The organism is Kitasatospora sp. NBC_01539, from assembly GCF_045040525.1.
In the GTDB taxonomy this organism is placed as follows: domain Bacteria; phylum Actinomycetota; class Actinomycetes; order Streptomycetales; family Streptomycetaceae; genus Kitasatospora.
In genome coordinates, this window is sequence record NZ_CP109390.1 from 5,957,096 (window position 1) to 5,972,614 (window position 15,519).

Below are 15,519 nucleotides of genomic sequence, written 5' to 3' on the forward strand. Positions count from 1 at the left end.
GGGCGGCACGCGGTGCTCCCGCGCGGCCACGCCGACGCTAACACCCCTTACGCGGGCGGCCGGTCCGGGGCCCGGGTGCCGGTTCCGGCCGGCCGTGCGGCCCCTCCGGGCGTCCCCTTCCCGACGGGTGGCCGCCACACTCGGAGTGCCCGGGGCGCAGGTCGGGCGGACCGTCGGATTCCGGCCGCGACCGGGACGCCGCAGCACCTGACATATTGTCATGTTCCTTCAGGATTACTGATGCCAACCCCGTCGGAACCGCTGCGCAGGAGCCCGCGCTGTGCGACGATCGCCAGGGAATTCGGCTGACAGTACGGCTTGACACGGTGGGGAGTGCCCATGTCGGAGTACGTGGAGTTCCTGACGGCCGACGGCGCGGTGGTCCGGGTCGAGAGCGCGGCCCAGGCGTCGGCGGCGTACGGCATGCAACCGGTCGGGCGGGGCGGCGACGCCGTCGTCCGCGCGTCCGGGACGTTCGAGCACGCGCTGGCCGGGGTCCGCTCCGCCGCCGAGGCGGCGCTCGCCGTCCTCCGCGACGGCAGCCTCCGGCCCGATGCCGTGGAGATCGAGTTCGGCGTCAAGCTCTCCGCCGAGGCGGGCGCGCTCATCGCCCGCACCACGGCCGACGCCCACCTCACCGTGAAACTCTCCTGGTCACCCGGCCGACCCGTGGAACAGGCGGGGCACTGACCGGACGTGCCGATGCAGGACGTCCGCTGGCTCGCCCGGATCGACACCGCCGGGCCCGCCGGGCCGCTGACCGGCGCCGGCATCCTCATCTCCGACCGAGAGGTGCTCACCTGCGCCCACGTCGTGCACGGCGCCGACCGCGCCGAGGTCAGGCTCGTCGCCCACCCCGACCTGCCGCCGATCACCGCCGCCGTCACGCTCCGCGGACCGTGGCCCCGGCTCCCCGGCGGGGCGGGCGACGTCGCCGTCCTCGAACTCCACGACCCGGTGCCCGCGCAGGTCGCCGCACCCGCCCCGTTCGCGCCGCTGCACCGCTGGGCCGGACCTCCCGCGCCCGCCCTCGTCGCGTACGGCTTCCCGGCCGGGCACGACACCGGGCTCAGCAGCGAGATCCGCCTCACCCGCGGCGGGTTCCGGATCGCCGGCGAGCTCGTGCAACTGGAGCACGAGGGCTCCGGCATGCCGCTCTCCCCGGGGTTCAGCGGCGGCCCGGTCGTGATCGCCGAGACCGGCGAGGTGGCCGGCCTGGTGACGGCCGCCCTCGACACCGTCGGCATGCCGCGCGGCACCGACGACCGCACCCGCCCCGCCGTCCGGCTCGGCCAGATGCTGCCCGCCGAGGCCGCCGCCCGGTACGTGCCGCAGCTCTCCGACCGACTCACCGGTGCCGCCCTGCCCGCCCCCGCCGTCCGCGCGCTGCGCCTCCTGCTCGCCGCCGCGCCGCCGCCCGCCGACCCGCTCGACCTCTACCGGACGGCCGTCGGCCCGCTCGGATGCCCCGACCCGCCGAGCCGCCCGGTCACCCTCTGGGACGCCGGCTGGTACCTGCTCGCCGAGGTCGGCGGACCACCCCAGGGCCCGCACCCCGTCGTGCACTTCGCGCACCACGTCGCCGACGCCAGCTCCGACCCCGCGCTGCGCCGCGGCCTCCACGCGTGGCTCGACGAGCACCGGGCCGACCCCGGGGCCGCCGCGGGGCCCGCCCGCCGCAGGCGCGAGCGCTGGCGGCCGATCCTGGTCGAGATCGCGCCGAGCGGCGCCGGACCGGCGATGTTCCACGTCTCCGTCTCCGCCGTCCGCGACGGCCGGATCGGCCCGTCCGACACCCGCACCGTGCCCCGGATACGCCTCCAGCGGGTCGTCCGCGACCGGATCGACCACGAACTCGGCCTGCTGGAACCGGACGGCGCCGAGCTCGTCGTCTTCTCGCTGCCCCGCCGCTGGCTCACCGAACCGGTGCACACCTGGGCCCGGCGGCGCACCGACTTCGGCCCGCTGGGCGCCGACCACGCCGTCGTCGTCGTCGACGCCCAGCGCCGCGCCGACCCGGCCGCCCGGCGCCAGCTCGACCACAAGTGGGCCGCCCTGCGCAACCTCGACGGCACCCGCCTGCACCTGCTGCGCTGCACCGAACCGGCCGACCCCAAAAGGCTCTACCACCGCCTGCGGCCCGCCGAACGGACCGAGGTGCCCGCCTTCCCCGGCCCGCCCCGGGGCGCCCCCTACGAACCGCTGCTGGCTGCGGCACTCACCGCCGGCGCGCCCGCCGTGCTCTGGCGGCAACAGCCCTGCACCGCCGACCATCAGCACGGCCGGACCTGCCGCAACGAGCGATTCCTTGCCAGACTGGCGGAGGAGCTGGCCGTTGTCGCACCCGCCGATCTCCCGCGCCGGATCAAGGAGTTGCGGCACGAGGCGGAAGAGGCGGCCGACCCCGCAGGGCACTGGGCAGCCGGCCTGGTGCTGCTCTGGGAGGACCCGGCGGTCCTCCCGGGACCCCACCGACCGTACCGAGGCGTTCCGACCGCACCACCGCCCGGCGCCGCGGGCCCCGACGGGACCCGGGCATCCGCCGGCCCCGACGAGTGAGCAGGAGCAGGGAGAGCAATGCCGCTGAAGCGCATCTACCAGGGCGTCACCGAGCCGCACGACGGCATCGCCGAGCTGCCCGCCCCGCCGCCCTGGCGCGACTTCGACGGCGGCCCGCTGCTGGCCCCGCCGGACGGCCCCGCCGACCCCGTGCCCGACCCGGCCCGGCACCGCGCCGCGACGTTCCGGCCCACCCCGGAGACCGTCGAACTCGTCAACGCCGCGCTCTACCTCAGACGGCCGCTGCTGGTCACCGGCCCGCCCGGCGGCGGCAAGTCCAGCCTCCCCTACGCGGTCGCCCGCGAACTCGGCCTCGGCCCGGTGCTGCGCTGGAACATCACCAGCCGCACCACCCTGCGCGACGGGCTCTACCAGTACGACCCGCTCTCGCGGCTGTACGCCGTCGACCGGTCCGGCCCGCACGCCCCGGACGCCGCGCTCGACGAGCACCTGCGGCTCGGCCCGCTCGGCACCGCCCTGCTGCCGTACGGCCGCCCCCGGGTGCTGCTCATCGACGAGATCGACAAGGGCGACCTCGACCTGCCCAACGACCTGCTGCACGTCCTGGAGGAGGGGCAGTACGAGATCGACGAACTCGTCCGGGCCGCACCCCGGCAGCCGGAGGCGAACGTGCTCACCGCCGACGGCACCACCCGCGCCGCGGTGCGCGGCGGACGGGTGCGCTGCCGCGCGTTCCCCTTCACCGTGCTGACCTCCAACGCCGAACGCGAGTTCCCCGCGGCGTTCCTGCGCCGCTGCGTGGTGCTGGAACTGCGCCGGCCCGAGGGCGCCGAGCTGGAGTCGATCGTCCACTCCCACCTGCCGGAGTCCGACCGGCGGCTCGTCACCGAGATCCTCGACGTCTTCCTCGCCCGCCGCGCGGAGGGCGAACTCGCCACCGACCAGCTGCTGAACGCCATCTACCTCACCTCCCGCCCGGAACTCGGCGACGCCGCGGACCGCGCCGCGCTCGCCGCGCAGGTGATGCCCTACCTGAGCCGCGGCCAGGAGGACGATGTCTTCTGACCCGGCGGCCCTCGACCGCCTCACCGACCTGCTCGCCGACCTCGGCCTCGCCGGGCGCGCCCCCGTCGAACTCGCCGAACTCCTGTGGCTGGCCGCGCGCGGGACCGAGGGCGGAGCAGGAACGGACGGCGCCGCCCGCACCACCCGCCCCGCCGCCGGACCGGCCGCCGGCCCGCCCGGCGGGCAGCGGCCGCGCCACCGCCCCGACCGCGGCCCCGGCCCCGGCACCGACGGGCGGCGCACCGCCCTCCACCTGCCCGCGACCGACCGCGGCCGCCCCGTGCGCGCCGCCGCCGCGGCGACCCCGGCCGCGCCGATGCTCGCCCGCCCGCTGCCGCTGCAGCGCGCCCTGCGGCCGCTGAAACGGCAGGTGCCCGACGACCGCCGCCGCCTGCTCGACGAACAGGCCACCGCAGACCGGCTCGCCGAGGCCCTCCGGCGCCCCGGCGCGGTGCGCTGGCTGCCCGTGCTGCGTCCGAGCACCGAGCGCTGGCTCGACCTGCACCTGGTGCTCGACTGCGGCCCCACGATGGGCCTGTGGCGGCCGCTCGCCCGTGAGGCGCGCACGCTCTTCCAGCAGACCGGGGCGTTCCGCCAGATCACCTCGGCCCGGCTGCTCGCCGACGGCCGGCTCACCCACCGCCGAGGCACCGAGGGCCGCTCGGCGGTGCTGGTGCTCAGCGACTGCATGGGGCCGCAGTGGCGGCCGGGCCCGGCCGGCGACCGCTGGCACCGGAGTCTCCACCGGCTGGCCCGCCGGCTGCCGGTGGCGATCGTGCAGCCGCTGCCCGAACGGCTGTGGCCGCTGGCCGCGGTGCCGGCCGTGCCGGGCGTGTTCACCGCCACCGAGGCGGGCGCCCCGGACGCCGCGTACGGCTTCACGCCGTTCACCGACCTCCCGGACGGCCGGGGCGCGCCCGCCGTGCCCGTCCTCGAACCGGGCGCCGACTGGCTGGCCAACTGGGCGCGCCTGGTGGCGACCCCGACCCGGGGGCAGGTGGTGGGCTCGGCGCTGCTGCTCGGCGGTCCGCCGGCCGGTGCCGGTGCCGGCGGGGCGGCGGGGGCAGCCGGTGCCGGGCCGGTGCCGGAGGAGCTGACGGCGGAGGAGCTGGTCGTGCGGTTCCGTGCGACGGCCTCCCGGGAGGCGTTCACCCTGGCCGGGATGACGGCGCTGACGACGCCCGCCCTGCCGGTGATGCGGCTGCTGCAGCAGGTCGGGCTGGCCCGCCCGCAGCCGCAGTACCTGGCGGAGGTCGTGGTGAGCGGACTCCTGCGCGAACAGCCGGGCCGGCCGGGCTACTTCGCGTTCCGGCCCGGCGTGCGGGAGCTGCTGCTGCACACCCTGCCGCGGTCGACGGCGCACCATGCGCTGGAGGTGCTCGTCCGGGTCGGGGGCCGGCTCGGTGACCCGGCGCGGGCCGGTGCGGGGACCTTCCCGGCGTGGGTGGAGACCGCCGGGGACGGCTCGGTGACGATGCTGGAGTCGCACCCGTTCGCGCTGGTCAGTCCGGAGGCCGCCCGGCTGTTGGGGGTCACCGGCATTCCGGTGCTCACCCCGGCCGGGCCCGCCGCCCCCGCCACTCCTGACGGTCCGGGCGGACCGGGCGGACCGGACGCCCCCACCGCGGCGGAGCCCGGGCCGGACGCCGCACGCCCCGCCGCGCACCCCGGCGGCCCCGGGCCGGTGCCCGCGGCTCGTCCCGCGGCCCTGCCCGACCCGGAGCGCTCCCGTGCGGTGCTGCTGCTCACCACCTCGCGCGGGGCGCCCGGCGAGGTGCTGGAGGAGCAGGAGTACACCGCGCTGCGCGACCTGGCCGCGCTCGCCGAGGCGCTCGTCGACCCGGCCCTGGTGGGCCTGGACCGCCGCCACATCTGGCTGGGCGAGGACGATCCGGACGGCTTCCGCCGGGCGCTGCAGCGGGCGGTGCTGGAGGCGGAGGACACCCTGGTGGTGCACGTCGGCGGCCCGCTCGGGTCGGGCGACGCGCTCGGGGTGGCGGTCGGGGCGGGCCGCTGGGGCGGGGTGCACCGGCCGGGCCTGGACTGGCGGGCGGTGGTGGAGACCGTCGCCGCGGGCCGGGCCGCGCGTCGGCTGCTGATCCTCGACGGCGCCCACCCCGCGGGCCCGCCGGAGCAGGTCGACGGCGGGCCGGTGGCGGTCGACCCGGAGAGCTTCCAGGTGGTCAACCTCCGCCACCCGGTGGACCGTTCGGTGGCCGGACGGCTGGCGGCCGCGATCCGGGCGGGCGATCCCGAGGGCAGCGCGCAGCTGACGATGCACCAGTTGCTCGACCTCGCCCTGGACGGCGCCCCGCCCACGCCGCCGCACACCCGGATCTGGCCGCCCCGGGACGGCCGCCCGATGGTGCTCGCCCGCAACGCCCAGCGGCAGGGCGGCGCGGTGGAGTCCGCCGCGCCCTCGCACTCCGGCACGGGCCGCAAGGAGCCGTCCGGCCAGGAGCCGCCCAGACCGTACTTCTTCCTGAGCCACCCCGGCGGCCCCGGCGACCGCGCCGTCGACCGCCTCTACCAGGACCTCTGCGAGGAGGTGCTGCAGCTGACCGACCTGCCGGCCGCCGTGCCGCCCGGATTCCTCGACCGCAGTCCGGAGCTCGACAGCTGGTCGCGGTGGCAGATCACCGAGGCGCTCGCCACCTGCCGGGTGTTCGTCCCGCTGTACTCGGCCCGCTACTTCGCCAGCGAGCGCTGCGGCCGCGAGTGGTACGGCTTCGGGCGGCGCGCCGCCCGGGCGGCGGACCGGTCGGCGGTACAGGCGAGCGGCGTGGTGCCGGTGATCTGGATGCCGGTGCCCGCCGCCGACCAGCCGGCGGCGGCCCGCCGGCTCCGGTTCAACCACCGCAGCCTCGGCCCGGAGTACCAGGCGGAGGGACTGCTCGCGCTGGCGCGCACCCCGCGGTACCGGGCGGAGTACGAGATGGCCGTGCACCGGCTGGCGACGAGGATCGTGCAGGTGGCGCACGAGACGCGTATCCCGCCGGGCCGGCCGCTCTCCTGGGACTCCCTGGAGAACGCCTTCACCGCGCCGCCGCGGCCGGGCGGCTGAGCCGCCCGGCCGCCGGGCCGCGGCCTGCCGGGCGGAGGTCGCCGTGCCGTCAGGTCACACTGCCGTCAGGTCACCGCGCCCCGCCGGGCGAAGCGCTCCTCCTGCCACTCGCCGCTCTCCAGCACCTCGGTGAGGTGCGCCACCGCGTCGAAGACGTCGGTGCGGCGGAGGTAGAGCGGGGTGAAGCCGAAACGCATGAGGTCCGGTGCGCGGAAGTCGCCGATCACGCCGCGGGCGATGAGGGCCTGCATCACCGCGTACCCGTCGGGGTGCCGCAGCGAGACGTGGCTGCCGCGCCGGGCGTGCTCGCGCGGGGTGACGGTCTCCAGGCCGAGCGGTTCGACGAGGGCGAGGAAGAGGTCGGTGAGCTCCAGCGACGTGGCGCGGAGGGCGGCGAGGTCGGCCTTCTCCCAGACGTCGAGGCTGGCGTCGAGCGCGGCCATGCCGAGCATCGGCGGGGTGCCGGTGAGGAAGCGGCCGACGCCCTCGGCGGGCGCGAAGCCGGGCTCGAAGGCGAACGGCCGGGCGTGGCCGAACCAGCCGCTCAGCGGCTGCCGGGCGTCGGCCTGGTGGCGTTCGGCGACGTAGAGGAATGCCGGCGCACCGGGCCCGCCGTTGAGGTACTTGTAGCCGCAGCCGACCGCGAAGTCGACCTCGCAGCGGTCGAGTTCGACGGGCAGGGCGCCGGCGGTGTGGCAGAGGTCCCAGACGACGAGTGCGCCCGCGGCGTGCACCTGTGCGGTGACGGCGGCCATGTCGAGGAGCTCGCCGGTGCGGTAGTCGGCGTGCGAGAGCACCACCACGGCGGTGTCGTCGCCGAGGTGCCGGTCGAGGTCGGCGGCGGTGGGCAGGAGCACGGTGCGCGCGCCGTCGAAGAGGCCGGCGACGCCCTCGGTGATGTACAGGTCGGTCGGGAACGACGCGTGCTCGGCGAGCACGGTGCGGCGTCCGGGGCGCAGGCGCAGGGCGGCACCGAGCACCTTGAAGAGGTTGACCGAGGTGGAGTCGCAGACGACGACCTGGTCGGGGCCGGCGCCGACCAGCGGGGCGATCCGGTTGCCGAGGCCGCGCGGCATCGCGTACCAGCCGGCGTCGTTCCAGCTGCGGATGAGGCCCCGGCCCCACTCCCGCTCGACCACGGCGGCGACCCGGGCGGCGGTGTGCCGGGGGAGGGCGCCCAGCGAGTTGCCGTCGAGGTAGAGCACGCCCTCGGGGAGGGTGAACTCGTCGCGGAGGGCGGCGTTCGGGTCGGCGGCGTCGAGGGCGGCGCACGCGGCGCGGGTGGGGGTCACAGGCCGTTCCTCACGGTCCACAGCTCGGGGAAGACGTCCTGGTCGGCGGAGATCTTCAGCCAGTCCAGGCCGCTGGAGCCGCCGGTGCCGGGCTTGGCGCCCATGGTGCGCTTGACGGAGGAGTAGTGCCGCTGGCGCCATCGGGTGACGCGCTCGGCGGTGTCGAGCAGGACCTCGCCGAGCGGGGTGAGCCCGGCGAGGTCCGGGTCGGTGTAGACGCGCCGCCAGGCCGCCTCGACCTCCGGGTCGTGGCGGTGCCGCTCGGGTCCGGAGGCGTGCGGCACGGCCACGCCGCGCCGGTCGAGCAGGGCGAGGGCGTCGTCGTACAGGCTGGGGGCGTGCAGGGCGGCGGTGAGTTCGCCGTGCACGGCGGGGCTGTCCTCGTACATGCGCAGCAGCGAGGGGGCCTTGTTGCCGAGCAGGAACTCCAGCTTGAGGAAGGCCGCCGACTGGAAGCCGGACGCCTCGCCGAGCACCTCGCGGAAGGCGGTGAACTCGCCGGGGGTCATGGTGGCGAGCAGGTCCCAGGAGGAGATCAGCACATCCTGGGTGTGCGTGGCGCGGCGCAGGGCGGCGAGCGCGCCCGGCAGGTCGTTCTCGCGGAGGGCGCCCTGGGCGAGCTGCCAGTCGCGGTGCAGCAGGTCGAACAGCAGTTCCATGACCTGGGTGGTGACGATGAAGGAGTACTCCGCGTGCACCTTGCTGCGCGGCTGCTGCAGGCTGTGCAGCTCGTCGAGCCGCACGTAGCGCGAGTACGGGGTGCCCGTTCCCGGCTCGTCGTGCGCGCCGAACGCGAGGTTCGGCCGATCCGCGGCGTCGCCACCCATGGCGTTTCCTCCTGGTGTGTACCGTTGTCTCCCCCTTTCTCGTGGGGGGCCACCATTGTGCGGTGCCGCCCGTACGATCCTGAAGGGGCGACGGGCGGCAATGACGCCGCCCGGCCTTGCGAACGCAAGGTCTTCACCCAGGATCGCTTCACGATCGCAAACCCGAACCGGGGAGTCACCATGGATGCCGTCGACCGGATGCTGATCGCCGAGCTCCAGGCCGACGCCCGGCTGTCGTACAACGAGCTGTCGCGCCGGGTGCGCCTCTCCGCTCCGGCCGTCGCCGAACGCGTCCGCCGGCTGGAGGCGGACGGGGTGATCACCGGCTACCACGCCCACGTCGACCCGGCCCGGGCCGGCCTCGCCGTGACGGCCCTCGTCACCATGCAGTGCTACGGCCCGCACTGCGTGCTCCGCGACCCCGGGGTGGCCCGCTGGCCGGAGGTCTTCCAACTGCACCGGATCACCGGCGGCGCCTGCTGCACCCTGCTCGTCGGGGTGTCCGGCATGGTCGCCTTCGAGCAGCTCATCGACCGCCTCGCCGCGTACGGGCAGCCCGCCAGTTCGATGATCCTCTCCAGTCCCGTCCCGTGGCGGGCCGTGGTCGCCCCCTGAGAGGCATAGGCTGCCCGGGAGCCCGCGCGGCCGCGCGCGGCACGCGCACGAAGGGCGGCAGGGACCGATGGAGCTGATCGACCGGGCCAGGGTGGCCGAACTCGCCGGGGAGCGGCTCGACTTCCGGTTCAAGGCCGTCCCGGCCGAGGCGTGGGGCAGCACCGTCGCCGAGTTCCTCGCCGACCGCCCCGCCCTGGACACGCTCGGCACCCCGCTGCTCACCCTGGACGACGCCGCGCTCGACCACAACCTCCGCACCATGGCCGCCTGGTGCGCCCAGGCCGGGGTCGGCCTGGCACCGCACGGCAAGACCTCGATGGCCCCCGCCCTGTGGCAGCGCCACCTGGACGCCGGCGCGGTCGCCGTCACCCTCGCGAACCTGCCGCAGCTGCGGGTCGGCCGGGCCTTCGGCGTACGCCGCATCCACCTCGCGAACACCCTCCTCGACCCGGCCGGCCTGCGCTGGATCGCCGCCGAGCTCGCAGCCGACCCGGAGTTCCGCTTCGCCTGCTGGGCCGACTCCACCCGTACCGTCGCCCTGATGTCCGAGGCCCTGCGCGGCGCTCCGGCCCCCGTCGGCGTCTGCGTCGAGCTCGGCGCCCCCGGCGGCCGGACGGGCTGCCGCACGCTGCCGGAGGCGGTGGAGGTGGCGCGGGCGGTGCACGCGGCTCCCGGCCTGCGCCTCGCCGGGGTGAGCGGCTACGAGGGGCCGCTCGGCCCCGACGCCTCACCGGCCTCGCTGGCGGCCGTCACCGCCTACCTGCGCCGCCTGGCCGACCTCCACCGGCAGCTGGCGGGCGACGGCCTGTTCGACGCGGCCGACGAGGTGTGGGTGACCGCCGGCGGCAGCGCGTTCTTCGACACGGTCGCGGAGGAGCTCGCCCCGCTGGCCGACGCCCGTACCCGGGTGGTCGTGCGGGCCGGCGCCTACCTCGCGCACGACGACGGCTTCTACCGCGGCATCTCGCCGTTCGGCCGGGGGGCCGGGCAGGAGCTGCGCCCGGCGCTGCACGGCTGGTCCCGGGTGCTCTCCACGCCGGAGCCGGGCCTGGCGCTGCTGGACGCGGGCAAGCGCGACCTGCCGACCGACCTCGGGCTGCCGACCCCGCAGCTGGTGCGGGGCGGCAAGCCGCTGGCCGGCGCGGAGGTCACGGCGCTCAACGACCAGCACGGCTTCCTGCGCGGCGCCGACGTGCAGGTCGGCGACGTCGTCCGGCTCGGCGTCTCGCACCCGTGCACGGCCTTCGACCGCTGGAACCTGATCCCGGTGCTGGACGACGCGGACGCCGAACACCCCCGCGTGGTCGACCTGGTGCGGACGTTCTTCTGACCCCGCCCCGCTTCCGGCCCCCCGGTTTCCGCCCCCCGCTTCCGGCCCTGCCCGGCTTCCGGCCCCCGGCCGGTCAGCCGAGCAGCACGCCCTGGTTGGACGGCTGGAGCGTGCCCACGACGAAGCCCGCCGCGGAGACCGGCAGCTGGATCGCCGGCTTGCCGTCCGTGCCCAGCAGGACGGCGGTGAGCTGGGTGGTCTCGTCCGGCGGGGTGACCACGACGCCCGCCAGCACGGCGCACGTCGGGTCGGCCTTGTCGCAGGTGCTCCAGGAGAGGCCGGAGAAGGCGGTGGTGCCGGACTTCAGGGTGACGGTGACCGGAGGGCCGGGCTTCGCGACCCGGCTGGTGGCCACGTCCACCCGGGAGTTGTCGGCGGCCAGCCCGCCGTAGCCGAGGTAGCCCTTGACGGTGCAGGTGCGGCCGCTCGTGTTGGTCAGCATCACCAGGGCCCGGCCGCCGCCCTCCTGCACCTGCACGTCGGCCTTCAGGTCGGCGGTGTGGCACCGGGTGGTGGCCGCGGCCGGCGCGGGGCCGGTGCCCGTGCCGCCGGTGGTCGCCGCCTTCGCGGTGGCCTGCACCGAGCCCGCCGGGCTCTCGGGCGCGGTGCCGGCCGTGCCGGCCGCGGTGGCCTGTGCGGGCGCGGTGCCGGCGGCCGGGTCGGTGCCGTCGCCGTTGCAGCCGACGGCGCCCAGGGCGAGTGCGAGGACGGCTGCGGCGGCCGCCGCCGCCCGGGCTGCGGTGGTCGGGTGCTGCTTCATGGCGGGCTCCTGCTGATCGGCCGGTCCGGACTGTCACGCGTGATCACGTGCGGCGCGGGTGCGCCGGTTCCGGTCGAGTGTCCCGGCTGGGTAACGACCCGTCGGCCCCGGCGCGCCGGGGCCCTACCGGCGTTGCCGCGGACGGGTGTTCAGCGCAGCCGTACCGTCACGCCGCCCTCGCGCAGCACGTCCAGCACGGCCTCGAAGTAGCTGCCCTCCCGCCCGGCGACGAGCAGCCGGCGGTCCAGACGTCCGGCGGCCAGCGCGGAGGCGTGCCAGACGAGGACGAACGGCGGCTCCGGACCGAAGCCGCCCCGCAGGCAGTCGGCGAGCGCGTCCAGGTTGCTGCCGTAGTAGCCGTCCGGGGCGTGCAGGGCCGCGCCGAGGGCGGCGTAGAAGGCCGTCTCGCCGGTGACCTCCGTGCCGTCGAGGTGGAAGACGGGGGGTGCGGGCAGGGCCATGGGGCTCCTCTGCGGTTCGCCCGGATGGCGCTCCCGGGTCGAGCGGGTCCGGCCCGTGGGCTGCGATGGAGGGGACCTGTCGCCACCGACCCAGGGGCTCATCATGACCAGTCTGCACCGCAAGGACCTCGGCCTGTTCGTCCTGCGCGCCGCCGTGGGAGGCGTGCTGTTCGCGCACGGCGCCCAGAAGCTCTTCGGATGGTTCGGGGGCGGCGGGCTGGAGGGCACCGCCCAGGCCATGGACCACATGGGGTACGAGCCCGCCCGGGCCAGTGCCGTCGCGTCCGGCCTGGGGGAGGCCGGCGGCGGTGCGCTGCTGGCCCTGGGCCTGGCGACGCCCGCCGCCGGGTCGGTCGTGGCCGGCACGATGGCCGGCGCGATCGCGGTGCACGCCCCGGCCGGCTTCTTCGCGCAGGGCGGCGGGTTCGAGTACCCGGCGCTGCTCGGCACCTGCGGCCTCGCGCTGGGCCTGGCGGGCGCCGGCCGCTACTCCCTCGACCACGCGCTCGGGCACACCCTGGACCGGCCGTGGGTGGGGCTGGCGGCGTTCGGCGCGAGCGCGGCCGGTGCGGCCGTCGTGGTGGCGCGGCGTCAGGAGACCGTTCGGCGGCGGGAGATCAGGGCGGTCGAGCAGGCGGCCATGCAGGAGGGTTCAGGGCTGTCCTGACGGGGTGCCCCGGCCTCGCGAGGGGGCCGTCACGCCGCCGCCGGGGGAGGCCCGCCCGGCGCCGTCCGCCGCGGAGTCCCGGCGCGCCCCGGCACACCCCGGCGCTGCCCGGCGCTGCCCGGCGTTCCGGGGAGCCCGCCGCGCTGCCGAGCGGGCTGCCGGCCGACCTGCGCGGACGCCGACGGGGCCGGGCGGCGGGATCACCCGTTCGCCCGGCCCTGCTGGCCCCGGCGGGGGGCGGTGCGGAGGGTGGTGCGCGAGTGCCGTCGTCCACCGGGAGCAGCCATGAACCGCCGGATCCGTTCCACCGCCCTGCTGGGAACCGCCGTGGTGCTGGGGGGTGCCGCGCTCGCGGGGTGCTCCTCGGACGGCAGTCCGTCGTCGGTGGCGTCGTCGGCCGCCGCCGCGGTGCAGTCGAAGGCGTCCGAACTGGCCTCCGCCGCGGGCGGTCTGGCCTCCTCCGCGGCGTCCGCGGTGGCCTCGGCGGAGGCGGCGGCCTCCTCGGCGGTGGCCTCCGTGAAGGGCGGCCTGGACGCCGACGAGGACGTCGAGCTGGGTGAGCCGGTGACCGGGTCCGACGGCCGTACGGACGTGCCGATCACGGTCACCAACCACGCCTCGCAGGGCTACCGCTACACCCTGCAGATCGACTTCGAGGACGCGAGCGGCAACCGCCTCGACACGGTCGTGGTGAACGTGCCGGAGGTGGCGGCCGGGGCGTCGGCGCAGGCCACGGCGCGCAGCAACCGGACGCTCTCCGGTGACGTGAAGGTGTCCGTCGCACGGGCGTTGCGCTACTGAGCGGCAGCCGATCGCAACCTTAAGGGCACCTCAAGTGCGGGGAGCCGCTCTTGACGGGGAGTTTGGTCTAGTCCATTTTTGTGGCCAGGTGCAGGGAGCCCCTGGGCCGGTGCCGACGGTTCGGGCCGTCGGCGCCGGTTCGGCGCGCCCCGGCAGCTGACCTTTGTGCAGGCCAACGTTCGATTCCCCTGTCATGCCCCTGACCGTGCGGTCCCACCTGCACGGTCGCCCCCGGGGCGCGGCGGGACCTCCCCCACGACCAGGAGTCACGCAGCCATGCTTCGTTCCCTCCCGCAATCGCCCCGGCCCCACCGCCGCCGCTCCCGGGGGCTCGGCGCCCTCGCGATCGGCACCGCCGCCTCCCTGCTGCTCGGCGGCGCGCTCGCGCTGACCTCGGGCGGCTCCGCCCAGGCCGCCGCGACCAACTCGACCGGCGCGCCCGCCACGTCGGGCGGCATCAAGGTCGCGTACTTCGACCAGTGGTCGATCTACAGCAACGCGTACTACCTGAAGACCGTCCAGGACACCGGCGTGGCCTCCAAGCTGGACTACCTGATCTACGACTTCGCCAACATCGACCCGACCAACCTCACCTGTTTCCAGGCCACCAAGGCGGCCTCGCAGGACGAGAACAACGGCAGCGCCGGTGACGGCGCGGGCGACGCGTACGCCGACTACCAGAAGACCTTCGACGCGGCGACCAGCGTGGACGGCGTGGCCGACACCTGGAACCAGCCGCTGGTCGGCAACTTCAACCAGATCAAGAAGCTCAAGGCCAAGAACCCGAACCTCAAGGTGCTGCTGTCGATCGGCGGCTGGACCTACTCGAAGTACTTCTCCGACGTGGCGGCCACCGACGCCTCCCGCAAGAAGTTCGTCTCCTCCTGCGTCGACATGTTCATCAAGGGCAACCTGCCCGTGCAGGGCGGCTTCGGCGGCACCGGCAGCGGCGCGGGCGTCTTCGACGGCTTCGACATCGACTGGGAGTACCCGGGCGGCGGCGGCCACACCGGCAACCACTCCTCCGCCGCCGACAAGCAGAACAACACCGCGCTGTTCGCGGAGCTCCGCTCCCAGCTGAACGCCCAGGGTGCGGCCGACGGCAAGTCCTACGCGCTCTCCGCGGCGGTCGGCGCCGGCCAGGACAAGATCAAGAACCTGGAGACCGACAAGCTCGGCCAGTACCTGACGTTCCTCGACGTCATGACGTACGACATGCACGGCGGCTGGGACGCCCAGGGCCCGACCAACCACCAGGCCCCGATCTACACCAACCCCAACGACCCGATGACCCCCGTCCCGGGCGGCACCGGCAAGTACTCGATCGACAACGCCATCAAGGCGTGGACGGTCGGCGACCCGCAGTACGGGATCGCGGGCGGCTTCCCGGCCAAGAAGATCAACATGGGTGTGCCGTTCTACTACCGCGGCTGGACCGGCGTGACCGCGGGCAACAGCCACGGCCTCTTCCAGTCGGCCAGCGCACCGGCGCCGGGCGCCGCGATGTCCGGCAACGTGGCGGGCATCCAGATGTACAAGGAGCTCAGCTCCTTCGTCACCAACGCGTCCAACACCTACTGGGACGACGCCGCGAAGGCCGCGTACTTCTACGACGGCACCACCTTCTGGAGCGGTGAGAACGCCCAGTCGATCCAGGCCAAGCTGGACTACGCGCACTGCAACGGCCTCGGCGGCTCCTTCGCCTTCTCGCTCTACGACCTGGGCACCCAGACCTCGCTCTTCGACAAGATGGTGACGGCCACCAACGGCTCGGCCTCGACCTGCCCGGCCCCGACCTCCTCGCCGAGCGCGACGGCCTCCTCCTCGCCGAGCTCCTCGGCGTCGCCGTCCTCCTCGCCGTCGAGCTCCCCGTCCTCCTCCCCGTCGACCTCGGCCAGCCCGACCGGTGGCACCTGCACCGCCCCGGGCTGGAACGCCGCCACGGTCTACGCGACCGCCGGCACCGTCGTCTCCTGGAAGGGCCACAAGTACACCAACAAGTGGTGGACCCAGGGCGAGGACCCGTCGCTCAGCGGCCAGTGGGGCGTCTGGACCGACAACGGCGCCTGCTGACACCCGCACCGCCGCACCACCGCACCACCGCTGTACGGCACCGC

13 protein-coding genes are annotated in these 15,519 nt (G+C 75.7%); 9 read left to right on the top strand and 4 right to left on the bottom strand.

Annotation, left to right across the window (positions count from 1 at the left end; all coding sequences use genetic code 11):
* The first annotated feature begins 339 nt into the window (after positions 1 to 339).
* The 4 genes from OG335_RS25790 to OG335_RS25805 are packed head-to-tail and all read left to right on the top strand — an operon-like array spanning position 340 to position 6,649.
* A complete protein-coding gene (locus OG335_RS25790) occupies positions 340 to 690 on the top strand; it encodes a CU044_2847 family protein (protein ID WP_405013488.1) in 351 nt (116 codons plus the stop codon).
* A gap of 12 nt (positions 691 to 702) precedes the next feature.
* Positions 703 to 2,559, top strand: coding sequence for a trypsin-like peptidase domain-containing protein (locus OG335_RS25795; protein WP_405015527.1), 1,857 nt, complete (start codon positions 703 to 705; stop codon positions 2,557 to 2,559).
* Between the two features lie 18 nt (positions 2,560 to 2,577).
* A complete protein-coding gene (locus tag OG335_RS25800; RefSeq protein ID WP_405013489.1) occupies positions 2,578 to 3,585 on the top strand; it encodes an AAA family ATPase in 1,008 nt (335 codons plus the stop codon).
* Entirely contained in the window at positions 3,575 to 6,649 is a 3,075-nt protein-coding gene (locus tag OG335_RS25805) for a TIR-like protein FxsC (RefSeq protein ID WP_405013490.1), read from the top strand. Before OG335_RS25800 ends, OG335_RS25805 begins: the two co-directional genes overlap by 11 nt.
* A gap of 65 nt (positions 6,650 to 6,714) precedes the next feature.
* On the opposite strand, the gene kynU is transcribed toward OG335_RS25805, so the two are convergent.
* Positions 6,715 to 7,941: a kynureninase gene (gene kynU / locus OG335_RS25810; protein ID WP_405013491.1), complete on the bottom strand. Its 1,227-nt coding sequence runs from the start codon at positions 7,939 to 7,941 to the stop codon at positions 6,715 to 6,717.
* Positions 7,938 to 8,768, bottom strand: a complete 831-nt coding sequence (locus OG335_RS25815; RefSeq protein WP_405013492.1) for a tryptophan 2,3-dioxygenase — start codon at positions 8,766 to 8,768, stop codon at positions 7,938 to 7,940. Before OG335_RS25815 ends, kynU begins: the two co-directional genes overlap by 4 nt.
* Positions 8,769 to 8,948: 180 nt before the next feature.
* Between OG335_RS25815 and OG335_RS25820 the strand changes: the two genes are divergently transcribed.
* Entirely contained in the window at positions 8,949 to 9,383 is a 435-nt protein-coding gene (locus tag OG335_RS25820; protein ID WP_405013493.1) for an Lrp/AsnC family transcriptional regulator, read from the top strand.
* A 67-nt stretch (positions 9,384 to 9,450) separates the two neighbouring features.
* Positions 9,451 to 10,713: an alanine racemase gene (locus OG335_RS25825; RefSeq protein WP_405013494.1), complete on the top strand. Its 1,263-nt coding sequence runs from the start codon at positions 9,451 to 9,453 to the stop codon at positions 10,711 to 10,713.
* Between the two features lie 73 nt (positions 10,714 to 10,786).
* Here OG335_RS25825 and OG335_RS25830 read toward each other — a convergent pair whose 3' ends face one another.
* Positions 10,787 to 11,473 carry a DUF4232 domain-containing protein gene (locus OG335_RS25830; protein ID WP_405013495.1) on the bottom strand — a complete coding sequence of 229 codons (687 nt, stop codon included), beginning with the start codon at positions 11,471 to 11,473 and terminating at the stop codon, positions 10,787 to 10,789.
* A 149-nt stretch (positions 11,474 to 11,622) separates the two neighbouring features.
* Positions 11,623 to 11,934, bottom strand: a complete 312-nt coding sequence (locus OG335_RS25835; protein WP_405013496.1) for a barstar family protein — start codon at positions 11,932 to 11,934, stop codon at positions 11,623 to 11,625.
* 103 nt (positions 11,935 to 12,037) lie between these two features.
* Between OG335_RS25835 and OG335_RS25840 the strand changes: the two genes are divergently transcribed.
* The 3 genes from OG335_RS25840 (at position 12,038) to OG335_RS25850 (ending at position 15,475) form a co-directional block, all read left to right on the top strand.
* A complete protein-coding gene (locus tag OG335_RS25840) occupies positions 12,038 to 12,601 on the top strand; it encodes a DoxX family protein (protein WP_405013497.1) in 564 nt (187 codons plus the stop codon).
* 285 nt (positions 12,602 to 12,886) lie between these two features.
* Complete coding sequence (locus OG335_RS25845) at positions 12,887 to 13,402, top strand: hypothetical protein (protein ID WP_405013498.1); 516 nt, start codon at positions 12,887 to 12,889, stop codon at positions 13,400 to 13,402.
* 276 nt (positions 13,403 to 13,678) lie between these two features.
* On the top strand, positions 13,679 to 15,475 hold the full coding sequence (locus tag OG335_RS25850; protein ID WP_405013499.1) for a glycosyl hydrolase family 18 protein: 1,797 nt from the start codon (positions 13,679 to 13,681) through the stop codon (positions 15,473 to 15,475).
* Positions 15,476 to 15,519: the final 44 nt, after the last annotated feature.